This window comes from Nocardia noduli, from assembly GCF_019038455.1.
In the GTDB taxonomy this organism is placed as follows: Bacteria; Actinomycetota; Actinomycetes; order Mycobacteriales; family Mycobacteriaceae; genus Nocardia; species Nocardia noduli.
Window position 1 is genome coordinate 1 of sequence record NZ_JAFMPL010000137.1, and the last position, 17,725, is coordinate 17,725.

At 67.9% G+C, this 17,725-nt stretch carries 15 protein-coding genes; 7 read left to right on the forward strand and 8 right to left on the reverse strand.

From position 1 onward, the window contains the following. From JZ792_RS37470 to JZ792_RS37485, 4 genes are all read right to left on the reverse strand, one after another. A partial coding sequence (locus JZ792_RS37470) for a CHAT domain-containing protein (RefSeq protein WP_216917652.1) occupies window positions 1-1,110 on the reverse strand: 1,110 nt, incomplete at its 3' end. Window positions 1,111-1,139: 29 nt separating this feature from the next. After that, entirely contained in the window at window positions 1,140-2,801 is a 1,662-nt protein-coding gene (locus tag JZ792_RS37475) for a tetratricopeptide repeat protein (protein ID WP_216917639.1), read from the reverse strand. Next, complete coding sequence (locus JZ792_RS37480) at window positions 2,801-3,856, reverse strand: hypothetical protein (protein ID WP_216917640.1); 1,056 nt, start codon at window positions 3,854-3,856, stop codon at window positions 2,801-2,803. The genes JZ792_RS37475 and JZ792_RS37480 overlap by 1 nt, the downstream gene beginning before the upstream one ends. Next, window positions 3,856-5,301: a hypothetical protein gene (locus JZ792_RS37485; protein WP_216917653.1), complete on the reverse strand. Its 1,446-nt coding sequence runs from the start codon at window positions 5,299-5,301 to the stop codon at window positions 3,856-3,858. The genes JZ792_RS37480 and JZ792_RS37485 overlap by 1 nt, the downstream gene beginning before the upstream one ends. A gap of 150 nt (window positions 5,302-5,451) precedes the next feature. On the opposite strand from JZ792_RS37485, the gene JZ792_RS37490 reads away from it, so the two are divergent. The 3 genes from JZ792_RS37490 to JZ792_RS37500 all read left to right on the forward strand — a co-directional run bounded on the left by JZ792_RS37490 (window position 5,452) and on the right by JZ792_RS37500 (window position 9,173). Next, on the forward strand, window positions 5,452-5,991 hold the full coding sequence (locus JZ792_RS37490) for a lipoprotein LpqH (protein WP_216917641.1): 540 nt from the start codon (window positions 5,452-5,454) through the stop codon (window positions 5,989-5,991). Between the two features lie 104 nt (window positions 5,992-6,095). After that, window positions 6,096-6,890, forward strand: a complete 795-nt coding sequence (locus JZ792_RS37495; protein WP_216917642.1) for a hypothetical protein — start codon at window positions 6,096-6,098, stop codon at window positions 6,888-6,890. Window positions 6,891-7,097: 207 nt separating this feature from the next. Beyond that, on the forward strand, window positions 7,098-9,173 hold the full coding sequence (locus JZ792_RS37500; protein WP_216917643.1) for a PhoX family protein: 2,076 nt from the start codon (window positions 7,098-7,100) through the stop codon (window positions 9,171-9,173). A 51-nt stretch (window positions 9,174-9,224) separates the two neighbouring features. On the opposite strand, the gene JZ792_RS37505 is transcribed toward JZ792_RS37500, so the two are convergent. Then, window positions 9,225-9,968, reverse strand: coding sequence for a glycoside hydrolase family 25 protein (locus JZ792_RS37505; protein ID WP_216917644.1), 744 nt, complete (start codon window positions 9,966-9,968; stop codon window positions 9,225-9,227). Between the two features lie 79 nt (window positions 9,969-10,047). Continuing rightward, window positions 10,048-11,385 (reverse strand): glucosylglycerate hydrolase, encoded by a 1,338-nt coding sequence (ggh, locus tag JZ792_RS37510; protein WP_216917645.1) that lies wholly within the window; start codon window positions 11,383-11,385, stop codon window positions 10,048-10,050. A 164-nt stretch (window positions 11,386-11,549) separates the two neighbouring features. Between ggh and JZ792_RS37515 the strand changes: the two genes are divergently transcribed. Then, window positions 11,550-12,242: an SDR family oxidoreductase gene (locus JZ792_RS37515; RefSeq protein WP_216917646.1), complete on the forward strand. Its 693-nt coding sequence runs from the start codon at window positions 11,550-11,552 to the stop codon at window positions 12,240-12,242. Window positions 12,243-12,428: 186 nt separating this feature from the next. Beyond that, a complete protein-coding gene (locus JZ792_RS37520) occupies window positions 12,429-13,232 on the forward strand; it encodes a polysaccharide deacetylase family protein (protein WP_216917647.1) in 804 nt (267 codons plus the stop codon). Between the two features lie 33 nt (window positions 13,233-13,265). Here the strand turns inward: JZ792_RS37520 and JZ792_RS37525 are convergent, their stop codons facing one another. Together JZ792_RS37525 and leuS are read right to left on the reverse strand one after the other, a co-directional pair. After that, window positions 13,266-13,706: a hypothetical protein gene (locus tag JZ792_RS37525; protein WP_216917648.1), complete on the reverse strand. Its 441-nt coding sequence runs from the start codon at window positions 13,704-13,706 to the stop codon at window positions 13,266-13,268. Between the two features lie 156 nt (window positions 13,707-13,862). After that, window positions 13,863-16,709, reverse strand: a complete 2,847-nt coding sequence (gene leuS / locus JZ792_RS37530) for a leucine--tRNA ligase (RefSeq protein WP_216917649.1) — start codon at window positions 16,707-16,709, stop codon at window positions 13,863-13,865. A 155-nt stretch (window positions 16,710-16,864) separates the two neighbouring features. On the opposite strand from leuS, the gene JZ792_RS37535 reads away from it, so the two are divergent. Both JZ792_RS37535 and JZ792_RS37540 read left to right on the forward strand, forming a co-directional pair. Next, entirely contained in the window at window positions 16,865-17,272 is a 408-nt protein-coding gene (locus tag JZ792_RS37535; protein ID WP_216917650.1) for an SdpI family protein, read from the forward strand. 152 nt (window positions 17,273-17,424) lie between these two features. Further along, window positions 17,425-17,725 (forward strand): hypothetical protein (locus JZ792_RS37540; RefSeq protein WP_216917651.1); only part of this gene is annotated, 301 nt, incomplete at its 3' end.

Consider the following 17,725-nt stretch of genomic DNA (forward strand, 5'->3'; position numbering starts at 1 on the left):
GAGTTCGTGGGCGGCGTCGATCGCGCAGATGGTGTCCTGGAGGGGGCGGGAATCGGGGGGCGCGCCCGCGATGCGCTGGAAGGCGAGGTCGGTCGGTAGCGGCCAGCGGCTCGCGGTGACGAGTTCGGCGCCGCCGTTGATCATGGCCGCCGTGAGGCCGAGTGCCTCGGAGAAACGGAGATCGCCGCCGCTCTCGCAGGCGATGAGCGCGACCCGGCTCGGCATCGGCCAGAGTTCGCTGCCCGCGCGCGGTGGCACGCCGAGGGTGTGGGTGCCCAACAGCAGGTCCTTGGCCGACAGTGGTCGGTGGGTTCGGGTGGGTTCGGCGAAACCGACGGTGTCGGCGGTGCACGCCAAGTGGAGTTCGGCGTTCTCGCTGCGCCCGGATTCGGGGGCGGCGGCGGTGACGTGGCCGACGTAGATCAGCCGGGCGGCTCCTCGGCGCAGGGTTTCGCCGAGCCAGTCGCGGTCCACATCGGTGCGGCGGAAGATCTCCGAGGGCACCGTGACCGGCGGGACGATCCTGCCGCGTGCGGCGTACTCGGCGACGCGCTCGGTCAGCGGGGTCGATTCGCTCATACGGCCGAGCACCGAGCCGAGTGCGGAATCGGCGCGGAATCCCGGAATACGCGGATCGAGCACGGCCACGACGGGCAGATCGCGGTCGTGTTCCCACGACCGGGCGAGACGACCGGGCGCGTGCACGAGGCCCGCGGGCGCGAGCAGGCTGATGTCGGCGATATCGATCAGGCGCAGGGTCGGCGCGGGAGCGATGATCTCCCACGGCACCTGGGCCACCCGGGGTGACGGTTGCAATCGGATATGCGGACGCACGCCGTCGTGGTGCAGCGCCGCGAGCTGTTCGGCGAGCCCCGACGGCAAAAGGGCCCGGGAGAGCCGCTGGGCCAGTGTATATTCGGCGTCCGGTGTGGCGAACGCGCCTCGGGTGAGGGCGTATTCGAGTCCGGCCGGATCGTTCGGATTCGGCAGTGCGGCGGCGAGCAGTCGCACTGCCTCGTCGATCGCCGCGGCGGGCAGCATGCTCGCGCCTCGCGGCGCGATACCGCCGACCCACCGCCACGACATGTACAGATCGCCCGCATCGGCCATCCGCACCAGAACGGTCGGCTGTTCGGCGTTCACGCGGTGACCACCCGTTCGTCGCGGACGCTGAGTCCGTACCGCCGCTCGGCCGCCGCGACATACGCCGCGAGCGCGATATGCCCGTCCGGCCCGACGGAAACGCGCGGGGGTGGTGCGACCGGAAGTCCCGCGCTCGCGGCGACTTCGGCCAACGCGGCCCCGAGCTGAAGCGCGCTCTTCCCGGCCCGGCGATCGGCGGTGAACGGTGTGGTACCGGCCATCAAGGTCGGCGTCTCGGTGCCGTATTCGACATCCTGGCCGACGACCTGGCTCGATGGTGCCGGGTCGTTTCCCGCCTCGCTGGTTGCGCTGACATCGTTGTGCGCGCCGAGGAGAGCGGTCGGCGGATCGAACAGTTCGAAGGGAAGCTGTGCGGGCTCGGGGATCTCCGACGTCGCGATATTCAGTGCCGTACCGGCGCACTGGGTTTCGATCAGATCGGTGAGCAGCGGTCCGTCACCGGACAGGTAGGCGAAGCGGAACGCCATGCGCATGGCCGGGTCGGCGATCTGACGATTCCACTGTTCGCGCTGGTTGCCGTTGCCGAACGTGTGGCGGACGGCGTCGATGGCGACGGCCGAGGTCACGGCGAGATCGGTGGCCGCGGTGAGGATTTCGGGCTCGGGGTGATCCATGGTGTCGAGAACGGCCTCGAGCAGGGTCGCGTGCCAGAAGTCGATCTGGGCGCAATGCAGGCCGAGACCGCGTTCGGCGTAGGCGTGGAAGGCGGCGCCGATCAGTTGTTGCCCGTCCCGCGTGTGCCCGGTCTGGAACGCGACGGTCGCCAGCCGCACCTGCACGTCGGCGGCGTCGAGTACCGCGCCCGAGGCGTGGAAATATTCGTAACCGCGCAGGTAGCGGTCATAGGCGCGGTCGAGATCGCCGCGGTTCTCGGCGAGGAATCCCATCGTCTTGAGTCCGATCCCGGCGCGGTGGCCGAGTCCGGCGCGTTCGAAATACTCCTGGCTCGCCAGCAGCAGCGGCTCGGCTTCGTCGAGCCGATTCAGTCGCAGCAGCATGGTCGCGGTGTTCTGCTGGGTCTCGGCGACGCCGTTGCGGTCCTGCGCCGATTCGAACGCGGCGAGCGCCTGCGCGGCGAAATCGACGGCGAGTTCACGGTGACCGGTTTCGAAATACGCGCCGGCCAAGTTCATCAGCGGATGTCCCGCCAATTGCGGAGCGAAACGTACTGCGGCGTCGAGTGATTCGGTGGCGATCTCGATGGTGTCGCGCCACCTTCCGCGATGGAAGGCCACCGCGCACAGTGACAGCAGACAGGCCACACGTAATGTGCCGAACTCGTCGTTGTCGGCCAGGAGGGCACGAGCCTGTTCCAACGCGGACTGGGCCCGATCCAATTCGCCGACGTGCTGGAGCGCTTGGGAATAGTTGACCAGCGCCGACGCGCGTTTCTCGATCGCGTCCGCCGGAATCTCCGACAGCGCTTCGTGATACCAGCCGATGGCGGTCGCGTGGTCGCCGAGTTCGTCGGCCATGCTCGCGGCGTTGATCAGCGCGCTCGCCCGCAACCCGCCCGTCGTGGTGCGCGCGGCCCGTTCGAAGATCCGCAATGCTTCGGCGACGTCGCCGCGCTGATAGGCGGCCGCGCCCTCGAGGAGCACTTCGCGACCGTCGTCGTGGGGTGGATCCTGGCTCATCAGAAATCGGAATCGCTTGCCGCGGCCGCGATCTCGGCCAGTAGCGGCGCGTCGAAGGCGGTGTCGTCCGCGTCGGCCGCCCGGGCGAGTCTGGCGGTCGCCAGATCCCGTACGCGCCGCCGGATCTCCGTCTCGTCGGGCGCGGCGAATCCGGGCGGGCCGAAACCCGCGACGGAGATGCCGACGTCGGTGACCGGACCCGCGACGGTCGGCGACGGGCCCACCGGGCCTCGCCCGACCCAGGTGTCGCCCACCAGCGACAACGCGATCTCGGCGAGTACCGCGTCGGCGTCGCCCGCCGTGCCGACGATCGCCCGTGGCCGCAGATGGTCCGGTACGCCGGAAACGAGATCGGGTGCGGCGACCGCGCGCACCAGCACCCGCGTTGTTCCCGAATCCCGTGTCACCTCCCAGGACACGGCGCGTTCGGAGGCGTCGACCAGGCCGGGCGGGCAGCCCCGCCAGTCCCAGCCGCCGACACCGCGCGTCAGCGTGAGACCGCCGTCCTCGCCGTCACCACCGGCGGCCAGCGCGTAATCATCCTGGTGCGCAAGGGCATCGGCGGTCCGTCCCGCCACGTCGGGCACCTCGGCGTCCGCGCCGTCGACGAGTGCGTCACAGGCCTCGGTCAGGGTCGCGATCTCATCCTCCAGCAGCCGACGGTCCAGTGCGGCGATGCCGTCGATGGTCGACGCGGGCCACCAGCGGATCGCCCAGTGCGCGTACGCGAGCCGCCACGCCTTCGCCACCAGATCCGGCAGGGCGGGCAGCGCGGACAGTTCGACCGCGCGTCGATCGGCGGCACGTAGATCGGCGGCGGCCAGCGCGACCGCTTCGCCGTAGACGGCCCACAGCCATTCCTGCGCGTCGTCGGGATGGTCGATGACCGCCGCCGGTGTCGGTTGTCCGGCCAGCAGACTCCAGGTGAGGTGCCCGCCAACGACTTCGAGAGCGAGGGTGTCGGGATCCGGGGTTCCGTCGAGCACGGTGGGCGCGTCGGCGGGCGCGATGACCAGGAGTCCGTCATCGGTGCGGCGGATGCTCACGTCCGTCATCAGCTCGCCCTCGATTCGGTCTCGTCGGGATCCCTGGCCAGGGTGAGGGCGCTGAGCGCGTTCTTCACCCTGGTCCGATGGTCGAGGATCACCGATCGGGCAACGCCGTCGAGCAGATCCCACAGTTCGTCCGGCTCGAACACGCCCGCCTCGCGGACATCGCGACCGTGCAGACGGACCCACAGTCTGCGCAGGTACGGACGCCACGGCGTGCGCAGTTCGGCCGCGATCACGGCGAGGGGGTTGTCCGAGGCGAGCGTCGAGGTGGTGTCCAGCGTGAGTCTGCGTGCCTGTAGCACATACGCCTCGCGTTGCCAGCGACTGTTTATGGCGCGCTGCGCGGCCGTCTCGTTGTGCTCGGCGTCCGGTGGGCCGCCGCCGGGTCCCGATGGCGCGATCGCTTCGGTGCGCGACCGACGCGCTATCCGCCCCGAGGGATGGTCGGCGATATCGGAGACCACCGCCACCCGCCTCGGTCCCGGTGGCTGCGCGCTGTCGATCGGCGCGAGTCCTGTCGCCAGTACCGCCCCGGCGGCGGCTGTCACCCGAAGCGATTCGTCCAGCAGTGCCCACGGTGCGCAGCTGCGGGCGATCTCGTTGGTGACCAGTTCGGGAATGGGCGGTAGTTCGGCTCTTTCGCTGGATGCCTGGAGCACGGTGAACACCCGCTCGTAGACGGTCCGATCGAAGGGCAGGGCGAGTTTCGAGGTCGACGCGGACGCGCCGAGCGCGGGCCGAGGTGGCAGCGGGTGCTCGGTGAGGCCGAATTCCCGCGCGCTCGATCCGGATTCGCGCTGCCACAGGGCCAACCCGGAATGGGTGCCCGCGTGCGCGTCGACGAGCCGGTCGAGCGACCGCTGCCCCGCGTCGCCGTCACCCTCCCAGCGCGACTGGGCCGCGGCGTCGAGCAATTCGGAGAGTTCGGCGTCGTGGTCTGCCGGTGACGCGGTCGCCGGTCGGCGCCGCCACGCGAGTTCGATGAGTCCCACCAGTTCACGGGCTTTCGATTCCTCGGTGACGTGCTGTTTCAGCGCCTGGGTTGTCCGCCCCGCCGAGAATTCGTGGATATCGCGCAGCGTCTCCTCGGCGGCGGCGCGATCCCGCGCGGCATCCGGCATCCCCTTCGTCGTCGCGAGTTCGAAACAGCGTTGGAAGTACAGATCCTGGGGATGGCCCTCGGTGATGCGCAGGGTCCGGCGCACCTGTTTGAGCAGCGTGAACCAGGCCGCTGTCGCCCGCAGGACATCCGCGCTCGCGTGAATCCTGGTGGCGAGCAGCGTCGCACCGTCCTCGCTGAGGATCGGTCCGGCGCAGTCGGGATTCTGCACGGGCCGGATCACGAGTGGATCCAGCACGAGTTTCACCGTGCGGCGCAGAGGCCCGCCGGAGGGACCGCTGAGCGGTTCGACGCCGTCGAGTCTGCGCCATACCTCGTCGAGCACCATGGCGCGCGGTCGTCGCATTCGACCAGGTTAACGGAGTTTCGGCGAATGCGGACCGCCCAAACCTGGGATCGGTAGGGCGCGCGGCCTTCATACCTTTTTGTCAACGGCGCCACCGAGGAGCCGAAGAAACAGACAGAGAAGGACAAAGAAATGAACACCAAGACCCGCTTCGCCGCCACCGCGATCGCCGCCTCCGCCACCCTGGCCCTGTTCGTCACCGGATGCAGCGACGACGCCTCCACCTCCACCCCGAGCTCGAAGGCCCAGACCGCCACCTCGGCGGCCCCGGTCGCACCGGCGGGCGGCAAGTCGGCCGCGACGGTCGACGGCAAGGCGCTCGAGGCCAAGTTCGACACCACCTGCGCCAAGCAGGGCAGCACCCTGGCGCTTGCCCTCACCGATACCAACAGCTCGACCTACGGTCAGCTCAGTGTCAGTGCCAGCATCGAGGGTGACACGGTGCAGGCGGTCGGTATCGCGGGCAGCAAGGGCGGCTCCAACGGCCTGCCCTACGCGGTCGGCTACGGCAACGGCCAGCCGGGCGGTTCGGCCAAACTGGTCAAGGACGGCAACACCTACAAGGTCACCGGCGAGGGCGTCGGCGTCCCGGATCTCACCAACCCGCTGGCCGGCCCCACCACCTCGAAATTCGAGATCACCTTCGCGTGCACGACCATCGTCGGCGCCTGATCCCCACCACGCCTCGAACTCCGCGCTCCCGCAGTGCATCGCGGGAGCGCGGATTCGAGTGCGATCCCGGCCCATCCGAAATCCGACGCAGTAAAGGAAAACCCATGAAGAACAAGGCCCGCGCCCTGGCTCTCGCCCTCGGCGTTCTCGCGATCGGCTACTACCTCTGGCACGGACTCACCTTCGACAGCGACGATCCCTACGTACTCGCCTGGGTCGGTTGGCAGATGTCGCTGCCTATCATCGCCCTGACCATCGTCCCGATCGTCTTCGCCTTCACCGCCGACGGCATCCTGCCCGCGCTGACCGGCCTCAACAGTTCCGAATTCCAGGGCGGACAGATGGGCCTGGGCACCGTGCGGTCGTTCCGCCACACCGGCGTGACCCTCAACGACCAGCCGCAGGTGCGCATCGAGTTCAGCGTCGAGAGCGCGGACGGCAAGGTCTTCCCGTCCACCGCGCGGATGATCGTGCCCCTGACCGAACTCGCGCTGCTTCGCCCCGGCGTGGTGCTCCCGGTCCGATACCTGCCCGGCCGCACCGACAAGGTCGAGGTCGACATGTCGGGTAACGGCGCCGAGGCGCAGCGCGCGATGAACGCCTCGATGATGCGGAAGGGTTTCACGACCGAGGCCAAACTCGATATCGCCGAACGCGGTATCCGGGCGCAGGCCGTGGTGCAGTCGCTCTCGGTGCCGGGCGAGATCCGCGACGGACATTCCAAGATCGAACTCGCACTGCGCGTCACCAGGCCCGACGGTTCCACCTTCGGCACCCGCGTGGAGAAGTTCCTGCCGCCGACCGCCGTCGGATACGTCCAGGTCGGGCGGATCGTGCAGGTGTCCTACCTGCCCGAGAACGAGCTGGAGGTCGTGCTGACGCTGCCGGTCAATGCCTGATCCCCACCGCCCCGGGTCCGACGTCCACCACGACAGATCTCCGCCGATCCCGGCGTTCGCGACACACGCGGACGCCGGGATTTTCGCGTCGGCACCCTCTCGGCTAACTGAGGGTTACCTAATTGGTCAGTCGTTCACCTTTCGGTTTCCTCCGGATAGTCTGAGGCGTTTAGCGTGCGGCGCGTCGGATCAATCCAGGGAGTCATCGTGATCTCGAAACCCCTCGCCCTCTTCGTGAAGCATGACGGCCAGTCCGCGCGTGCGTCCGTGACGTGCGAATACAAATGCGCCAACGCCTGTTTCCACGAGGCGCCCAACACCTCGGCGGGGGCGTACTTCGGCGATATCGTCAGCTCCTTGAACCGGCGCGGCCTGATCAAGGGCGGTGCCGCCGCGGTCCTCGCGGTCGGTGCGGGCAGCGCGCTCGCCGCCTGTGGCGACGACGACGCCTCGGCGAATTCGGTCACCCCCACCTACACTCCCGCGGGATCCGCCGGTACCGGCACGAATTTCACCGCCGTCGCGCCCAACAAGGAAGACGCGCTGGTGATCCCCGACGGCTATCAGCAGTCCGTCGTGATCCGCTGGGGTGATCCCCTTTTCGCCGACGCGCCCGCTTTCGATTTCGAGAAGCAGACCCCGGCGGCCCAGGCCAAGCAGTTCGGCTACAACAACGATTTCGCGGCGCTGCTGCCGATCGAGGGTCAGCCGAATTCCTATCTGCTGGTGGTCAATCACGAATACACCACCGGTCCGCAGATGTTCAGGGGCTACAACAAGGACGCCCCGACCGACGAGCAGATCGCGATCACCAAAGCCGCGCACGGGCTCACCGTCGTCGAGGTGAAGGGTGAATCCGCCACCGGCAAACTGACGCCGGTCTTCGGCAAATACAACCGCCGGATCACCGCCGACACCGAATTCACGCTGACCGGCCCCGCTGCGGGCACCATCTTCACCAAGACCGCCGCCGACCCGAGCGGCACCAAGGTGCTCGGCACCTTCGCCAACTGCGCGGGTGGCGTCACCCCGTGGGGCACGGTGCTTTCCGGCGAGGAGAATTTCCACGGATACTTCGCCAACGGCGACAAGATCAGCGATCCGCTCGACAAGCCGCGCGCCAAGCGGTACGGATACCCGAAGGGCGCCACCACGCCGAACCAGTGGGAGCGCACCGACAAGCGTTTCGACCTGGCGCAGGAACCCAACGAAGGCAACCGATTCGGATATGTCATCGAGGTCGACCCGTGGGATCCCACCTCGACGCCGGTGAAACATTCGGCGATGGGCAGGCTCAAGCACGAGGGCGCCAATATCTACGTGACCAAGGCGGGCGATGTCGTCTCCTACACCGGTGACGACGAACGCTTCGACTACATGTACAAATTCGTCTCCTCCCGCAAGATCCAGTCCGGCAGCGGAGCGGCCAGCACGCGGCACAACATGACGATCCTCGACGCGGGCACCCTGTATGTCGCCAAACTGAGCGGCGATCACCCGGACAAGGTCGACGGCTCCGGCACGGTGCCCTCGGACAAGGGTTTCACCGGTAAGGGCCAGTGGATTCCGCTGCTGGAGACCGGAACCGACGGTAAGGGCAAGTCGCTGGTCGATGGCCTGTCCGCCGCCGAGGTCGCGGTGTTCACCCGGCTCGCCGCCGACAAGGTCGGCGCGACCAAGATGGACCGCCCCGAGGATTTCGAGGCCAATCCCTACACCGGCAAGGTGTACGTCGCCCTGACCAACAACGACAATCGCGGCAAGGACGGCACCGTCGCGGGCCCCGACGAGGCCAATCCCCGCAAACTGAACAAGAACGGTCAGGTCCTCGAAATCGACGACGACCACACCGGAACCGAATTCACCTGGTCGCTGCTGCTGGTCTGCGGCGACCCGGCCGCCGCCGACACCTATTTCGCCGGATTCGACAAGACCAAGGTCAGCCCGATCTCCTGCCCGGACAATCTGGCCTTCGACGCCTACGGCAATCTGTGGATCTCCACCGACGGCAACGCCCTCAAAACCAATGACGGCCTGTTCTCGGTGGTCCTGGACGGACCCGATCGCGGTGAGACCAAACAGTTCCTGACGGTCCCGAAGGGTGCGGAGACCTGCGGTCCGATCGTCACCGAATCCCGGGTGATCGTCTGCGTGCAGCATCCGGGCGAAGCCGACGACGCCACCCCGGAGAACCCGCTGTCGCACTGGCCCGACGGCGGTACCGCTCAGCCGCGTCCCTCGGTCGCGGTGGTGTGGAAGAACAACGGCCGCATCGGCGTGTAGCTGTTCGCGAGGCCGCTGCCCGGACGCGTTCGGGTAGCGGCCCCGGTGGGATCAGCCGCTGCCGGTCAGACCGCCCATATGCGCGAAGCGGGCGAAATCGCCTTGGGCGCCGCTGTATACGTTGACGTCGGTGCCGCCCGAGATGCCGGGGATGCTGCCGCTGTCGGTGGTCTGCCAGAACGTCCAGGCGGGCCAGCCGCCGGGGACCTCGGGCTGGTCGTTGCCCCGGTAGTCGGCGATCCAGAGCGGGTAGGCGGTGAACGCGTTCGTATTCGCCATCGCCGACTTCCAGAAATTCGGATACGTGTAGATGATCGGCATGCGGCCGGTCAGCGTGCGCACGGTGTTCAGGTAGCGGTGGGTCCAGTCGATGAGTCCGGCCGGGTCGAGGCCGCCGGAATGTTCCATGTCGAGGACCGGCGGCAGGTCGAGCGGGCCGTTCTGGCCGAGCACCACCGCGGCGTACAGCGCCGCCTGTGGTTCGGGCGGCAGGCCGGGCTGGGCGTAGTGGTAGGTCCCGCGAGCGACGCCCGCGGCGCGCATCAGCAGGCTGTCGGGCACGAAATAGGGGTTCACGTAGCTGAGCCCCTCGGTCGCCTTCACCATGGCGAACTGATGTCCTGACCGCCGCACGGCGAACCAGTCGATCATCCTGCCGTCGATGTGTTGCCACGACGACACATCGGGACCGGTCGGCGTCGCCTGCGCGGTCTGCGTGGTCGCTGTGAGGATGCTGCCCAGTGCGATGCCGGACAATGCGATCACACGAATCGATCTCCAACGAGTTCTGTGCATGATGTTCGACGATAGCCAATAGCTTTGACTGTCACCACTGGGGTAGGTGATGTATTCGCCAACTGTTCGCCAGGGTCGATTATCCGAGCCAGTCCAGCACCGACGCCGCGGTCCACGACTGCTGCATACTGCCGAGCGGTTCGCCGGTGAACGGTTCGTAGTACTCGGCGAAACTGCCGTCGCTGGCCTGGCGCAAACCCTCGGCCCGCAAGGTGTAGGAGCGCTCGGCCCAGCCGCGACGGGCGAAAACCCACGAGAACAGCCAGCTCATGACCGGCCAGACCGGACCGCGCCAGTACTCGCGGGACCGGAAGTCCTTGGACACCGGGGAAGTCGACGGCGGCAGGTGGTAGCGCAGATCGGGATGACCGCAGTAGCGCGGCCCCTCGAACAGGCGCAGCAGGCTGCGCTCGGTATCGCGTGGCAGGCCGCCACACAGCAACGGGGCGAAGACGGACAGGGTTTCGGTATTGATCCACCGTTGCAGCCGGACATCGAAATCGCGTGCCGCGCCGGTTCTGGCGTCGGCGGTGGCGACGACGCCCGCGCGGAAGCGATCGGCCCAGGCGTAGAGGTCGCGCACGTCGGCGTTGGGCTGTTTGTACTCCTCGCCGATATTGGCGAGCACCTCGCAGGCCAGCGCGAAGATCGCGGTGACGAAAACGTCCTCCACGGCGAAACTCATACTCGACGCGAGCAGGTAGTCGTCGTATCCGGCGCGGCGCATCTGCTCGACCAGCCACAGGTAGCGGTCGTACTCGCGGTCACTCGGGCGCTGCGTGGGATCGGAGACGATCACGGTGTCCTCGCGCCGGTACGGCGGCAGCGCGCCCGGGACCACATTGTCGTAGGCCCGGTCCCAGCGCGGTGAGTTGTCCATGCCGGATTCCCAGCCGTGGTACAGCGTGATGCGCCCGTTCTCCTTCGGGTCGCGGGCGTGCGCGAGCCAGCGGTGCCAGCGCACCAGATCCGGCCACCGCCGATTGAGGAATTCCTCCGCGACCGCCCTGGTGCTGCGGCCGTGCCTGCGCGAATGGTCCAGGATGCGCTGCACCGCGATGGCGTGCACGGGCGGCTGGGTGATCCCGGAGGTGTCGGGGCCGTCCGGCGCGTTGGCGGCGAGTTTCCTGCATTCCCAGCGCGCCGGGCCGGGGAAGTAGCCGTCGACGCCGTTGGCGAAGACGATGTGCGGGATCATCCCGTTCTTCCACTGCGCGGACAGCAGTGTGTCCAGTTCCACCACCGCGCGTTCGACGCTCAGCGGTGCCAGCCCGACCGACACGAATGCCGCGTCCCAGCTCCACATGTGCGGATAGAGCCGGGGCGCGGCACTGGTCATGGTGCCCAGATCATTTCCCCGCAGCAGATAGGCGGCGCGGGCCGCGAGCTGTGTTGGGGTGAACCCCGGATGTGCCATCCACCTATTCTCCGACGGCACCCGGGAATATGCCTGCTCAGTGGTGTGTTTCCGGACACCGCGTCGTCGCCGGCCGATTCACTCCTGTCCATCCTGCCGTCGACCGGCGGATGTACGGCGACACGCGGCGGCGGCCTTCGCGCGCTGCCACTACGGTGGGGCGCATGACCGCCGTGACCAGCCTGCCGAAGCCGACCGCCTTGATCACCGGTGCCAGCCGGGGATTGGGCGCCGCCATCGCCCGTGAACTGGCGCCGACGCACGAATTGCTGCTCGGCGCCCGATCCGGTGATTCGCTGCGCGGAATACTCGAGGATCTGCCGGAGGCGACCGGCTGGCCCGTCTCGCTCACCGATTACGACGCCGTCGCCGAGGCCGTCGCCCCGATCACGCGGCTGGACGTGCTCGTGCACAACGCGGGTATCGCCGATCTCGGCACCATCGCCGAATCCTCGGTCGAGCAGTGGCGTAATACGTTGGAGGCCAATCTCATCGCGGTCGTCGAGTTGACGCGGCTGCTGCTGCCCGCCCTGCGCGTCGCGAGCGGTCACGTGGTGCTGGTCAATTCGGGCGCGGGCCTGCGCGCCCATCCGGGCTGGGCGTCCTACGCCGCGAGCAAATTCGGATTGCGCGCCTTCGGGGACGCGCTGCGCCAGGAGGAACCGCGGCTGCGGGTCACCTCGATCCACCCGGGGCGTATCGATACCGATATGCAGCGCGCGATCGTCGCGGGCGAGGGGCGCGAGTACAAGCCGGAGGAATTCCTCACCCCGGAGACCGTCGCGAGCGCGGTGCGCAATGCCGTCGAGACGCCGCGCGACGGTCATCCCACCGAGATCGTGCTGCGCCCGTACTGATCGGGGCTCTCGTGACATACCTCCCGACCGCTTGGACTCTTTAGTCCTAATTGTCTCGGTTTGCTTACAGCTGCGTGGTGTTCACCCGGCGGCCAGATCGGGTGGATACAGTCCGGGCTGTTCGCCCCGGCCAGGGTCCGCCGACGGGTGCGTGCACCAGTCCGAGCAGACCCGAAGGTATGGATCATGGAACGTCGTCGTTTGTTGTCGATGCTCGCCGCCGGTACCGCCATGGCGTTGACCGGTTGTGCCGTAGCCGAAGGCGACCCGATCAACAGCGGATCGGCCGACGGCATGCCCGTACTGCCGCCCGCCACACCGGCGCCGCGCCCGCAGCTGCCGCCCCCGCCCGGTGGGCCCAAGACGCCCATCGCCGCGCAGACCATCACCGCGCTGCCCGGCCGTGGCTCCAGCATGGCGCTGACCGTCGACGACGGCGCGAGCCCCGAGGTGGTCGGCGCCTACATCCGCTTCGCCAAGGACACCGGCGCCCGCTTCACCTTCTTCGTCACCGCGTACTACGACTCGTGGACGATCCACCGCGACGAACTGCGCCCCCTGGTGGATTCGGGCCAGATCCAGCTGGCCAACCACACCTGGGACCACGCCGACCTCACCGCCATCTCCGCGAGCGCCGTCTCCTCACAGCTCTCGCGCGCGAAAACCTACCTGCACAACACCTTCGGCGTGGACGGCACCCCGTACTACCGCCCGCCCTTCGGTAGGCACAACGCCACCGTCGACCGGGTCGCCGCCGACCTCGGCTACACCGTCCCGGTGATGTGGTACGGCTCTCTCTCCGACTCCGGCGTGATCACCGAGGAATACCTCATCGAATGCGCCCACAAATACTTCAACCCGCAGACCATCGTCATCGGCCACGCCAACGCCCCCGCCGTCACCCACTGCTACGGCCAACTCGTCGACATCATCCGGGAACGCAACCTGTCCATGGTCACCCTCGACGACGTCCTCCTACCCCCGACGTGATCATCCGGGTCGGCCGACCGGCTGCTGTAGCCCTCACCCCGTGACATCGAGGCGGACGAGGGCCATATCCCATTGACCATGCTCGTCCCCCCAGGTGGTCACGACCTCGCCGCGGCCGACCGGGTTCTGCTGCGGCGCGTCGTCGGCCCAGTAGTCGCCGCCCTCCTCGACCACCGCCATGATTCGCAGCGCATCCTCTCTGGTCCCGTCCGTCCGTACCAGGATCTGCTCCACCCGCCAGTCGGCACTGCTCAGATCGCGCCCGACCAGATCGCACCCGTCGACGTGGTCCCCGTCGACCTTGAAGATCGTCCCGGGCCCGTTCACCCGCAGCGCCTCGGTGTCCTCGATCATCAGAACCTCGCTCACCACATCCCGCTCCCCACGCAGCAGCGCCGGGTCGAGCCACCCCGGATCCCGATCCAGGCCGACCTCGTAGATGAAATTCCCCCAGGCATACAGTGCATACGACATGCCGAGATCCTAAGCGCCCCTGAACCTTCGGGTGATCGATCCGCAGTGGGACGCGGGGTTGCGCCCGTGGATCATGCGCTGTGCCCCCACCCTCCTCCGACAGCGACCGGTGTCCGCTGTCGGAGGAGGGTGGGGCCGACCCTTCGGGCGGAGGATTCAGGCGACGATGTTGATCAGGCGGCCGGGGACGACGATCAGTTTGCGTGGTGTGGCGCCGTTCAGGATGGCGGCGATCTTCTCCTCCGCCAGGGCGGCGGCTTCGATGGTGGCGGTGTCGGCGTCGGCGGGGACGCGGATTCGGCCGCGCACCTTGCCGTTGACCTGGATCGGGTATTCCACCGATTCGTCCACCAGCAGGGCCGGGTCGGCGACCGGGAAGGGGCCGTGGGCCAGGGACTCGGGGTGGCCGAGGCGCTCCCACAGCTCCTCGGCGATATGCGGTGAGAGCGGGGCGAGCATCAGGACCAGGGATTCCACGACCAGACGCGGTGCGCCGCCGGGATAGGTCTTGGTGAGGTGGTTGGTGAGCTCGATGAGTTTCGCGCCCGCGGTGTTGTCGCGCAGCGCGGCCAGATCCTCGTCCACGCCCGCGATGGTCTTGTGCAGCAGACGCTGGGTCTCGTCGGAGGCGACGTCTTCGGTGACGCGCACCGCGCCGGTCTCCTCGTCGACGACCAGGCGCCAGATGCGCTGGAGGAAGCGGTGCGCGCCGACGACATCCTTGGTCGCCCACGGCCGCGAGGTGTCGAGCGGACCCATCGACATCTCGTAGAAGCGGAAGGTGTCGGCGCCGTAGAGATCGCACATCTCGTCGGGCGAGATGGCGTTCTTGAGCGATTTGCCGATCTTGCCGTACTCCTGGAAGACCCGGATCTCGGTGCCGGTCGCGTCGGTCCAGTAGAACGTGCCTTCGCGTTCGACGACCTCGGCGGCGGGCACGTACGCGCCGCGTTCGTCGGTGTAGGCGTGGGCCTGGATGTAGCCCTGGTTGAACAGTCGCCGGTACGGTTCGCACCCGCTGACCTCGCCCAGGTCGAACAGCACCTTCTGCCAGAACCGCGCGTACAGCAGATGCAGCACCGCGTGCTCGACGCCGCCGACGTACAGGTCGACGCCGCCGGGATCGGTGGGACCGTGTTCGGCCGTGCGCGGGCCGAGCCAGTACGTCTCGTTCTCCTTCGCGCAGAACTCGTCGGTATTGGTCGGATCCGCGTAACGCAGCTGGTACCAGGAACTTCCGGCCCAGTTCGGCATGACGTTGGTGTCGCGCCGGTACTTCTTCGGCCCGTCGCCCAGGTCGAGTTCGACACTGACCCAGTCGGTGGCCTTGGCCAGCGGCGGCGAGGGTTCGGAATCCGCGTCGTTCGGGTCGAAGGTCACCGGCGCGAAATCGTCCAGCTCCGGAAGCAGTACCGGCAGCATGGATTCCGGCAGCGCGTGCGGTGCGCCGTCCTCGTCGTAGACGATCGGGAAGGGTTCACCCCAGTAGCGCTGACGGGCGAACAGCCAGTCGCGCAGTTTGTACTGGATGGTGCCCTTGCCGTGGCCGTCCTGTTCGAGCCTGGCGGTGATGGTCGCCTTGGCTTCCTCGACCGAGAGTCCGTCCAGGTAATCGGAATCGACCAGTGCGCCGTCGCCGTTGTACGCGGCTTCGGTGATGTCGCCGCCGGAGATGACCTGCCGGATGGGCAATCCCAGCGCGCTGGCGAAATCCCAGTCGCGCTGATCGTGACCGGGCACCGCCATGATCGCGCCGGTGCCGTAACCGCTGAGCACGTAATCGGCGATGAATACCGGCACCGCCGCGCCGCTCGCCGGGTTGACGGCGTGAACACCGAGGAAGACGCCGGTCTTCTCCTTGTTCTCCTGGCGTTCCAGATCGGTTTTCGCCGCGATCGAGGCCCGGTAGGCGGCGACGGCTTCGACGGGGGTGGCCGCGCCGTCGTTGGTCCAGCGCGGATCGGTGCCTTCCGGCCATGCCGACGCGGTCAGTTCGTCGACCAGATCGTGTTCGGGCGCGAGCACCACATAGGTCGCGCCGAACAGGGTGTCGGGGCGGGTGGTGAAGACCTCGATCCGCGCACCGTCGACGTCGAATTTCACCTGCGCGCCGCGCGAACGCCCGATCCAGTTGCGCTGCATGGACTTCACGTTGTCCGGCCAGTCCAGCAGTTCGAGATCGTCGACCAGGCGGTCGGAGTAGGCGGTGATGCGCATCATCCACTGCCACAGCCGCTTACGGAAGACCGGGAAATTACCGCGTTCGCTGCGCCCGTCGGCGGTGACCTCTTCGTTCGACAGCACGGTGCCAAGACCCGGACACCAGTTGACCACCGAATCGGTCTGGTACACCAGACGATAGGAGTCGATCACGGCTCGACGCTCGGACGGCTGCATCGTCGCCCAGGCCCGGCCCTCGGGCGCGGGCCTTGCGCCGGAGGCGAACTGATCCTCCAGTTCCGCGATCGGACGGGCCCGACCCAGTTCCAGGTCGTACCACGCGTTGTAGATGCGCAGGAAGATCCACTGCGTCCAGCGGTAGTACTCCGGATCGGTGGTCGCGAAGGACCGGCGGCGGTCGTGGCCGAGTCCGAGCCGGTCCAGCTGACGCTGCATGGTGGCGATATTGGCTTCGGTGGTGTCACGCGGATGCGCGCCGGTCTGCACCGCGTACTGCTCGGCGGGCAGGCCGAAGGCGTCGTAGCCGAGCGCGTGCAGCACATTGCGGCCGTTCATCCGGTGGTACCGGGCGAAGACGTCGGTGGCGATATATCCGAGCGGATGTCCCACGTGCAGGCCCGCGCCCGACGGGTACGGGAACATGTCCTGCACGAACAGCTTGTCCGGCGGGGTGTCGCCGGCCAGCGGCCCGGTCGGGTTGGGCGCGTGGAAGGTGCCGCGCTCCTCCCATAGCCGCTGCCACCGGCTCTCGAGGCGGCCCGCGAGGTCGGCGTTGTACCTGTGCTCGGGTACATCGCTTTCGGTTGCACGAGTGTCCTGCACGGTCCTGCCTTCTTGTTCTCGCGAATTTCCGGACAAAGTATCCGGGACATTTTTCCTGGGACGAACTACGTGATACAGGGTAGAACGTCCGGGTCGTCGGACCGAAAACCGGAGCGCCCCGCGATCCGCGCGCGTCGGTGCGATACCCTGCCTGGGTGTTCGTCGTCGCTCTCGCCCTGTTCGTACTGGCCTTGGTCGCCATCGCGACCGGTGTGCTCGGACTGACCGGCAAACTTCCGCGCAACAGGTTCGTCGGAGTCCACACCGAGGACGCGCTGTCCACCGAAGAGACCTTCCGCATCGCGAACCACGTCGCGGCGCCGACCTCGGTCGCGGCGGGCCTGCTGCTCTTCGCGGGCGGTCTGATCGCCTCCGCCGCGAGCTGGGGCATCGCCCTCGGTGTCGCCGCCGCCACCATGGTGGTCGCGCTGTTCACCCTCGGCGCGGGCGTCAACGCGGCGGGCCGCGCCATCGCCGGGCTCGTACCGGTGCGCGAGGAGGGCGGCTGCGGCCAGTCCTGCGGTGCGTGCTCGCTGCGTGACACCTGCGCTCCCGCGAACTGAATCGCTCCCGCGCACCGAATCCCCCCGTTCCCGACCCGGGCTTCCCGAACGATCGATTCTTCCGTCCCGTAATTGTGCTGGCGGCCGGTCGGCGACCGGACGTACCCTTGTGACACGGCTTCTCGGGGGAGGGCTGTCGGGGGGAGATTCTCATGGGGGTACGTGTTGTATCCGGGTCGTTGTTCGTCTTCGGTCTTCTGGTGCTCTGGCCGAACCTCTGGCTGGGCCTCGGCCTGATCGTGGTGTCCGTGATGCTCGGCTACATGGTCTTCTCGGACCGCCGGGAACGGGATTCGCGACGTGAACGCGACCGCTGGGCCGCCGCGAGCCATCGGTCGAGCACCCGGTACACCGGCGCAGCCGGCTGTGGAGGTGGAAGCGGCGGCGGTGGCGGATCTTACGGCGGGGGCGACAGCGGTAGCAGCGGTAGCGGTAGCAGCGGCAGTAGTTGCG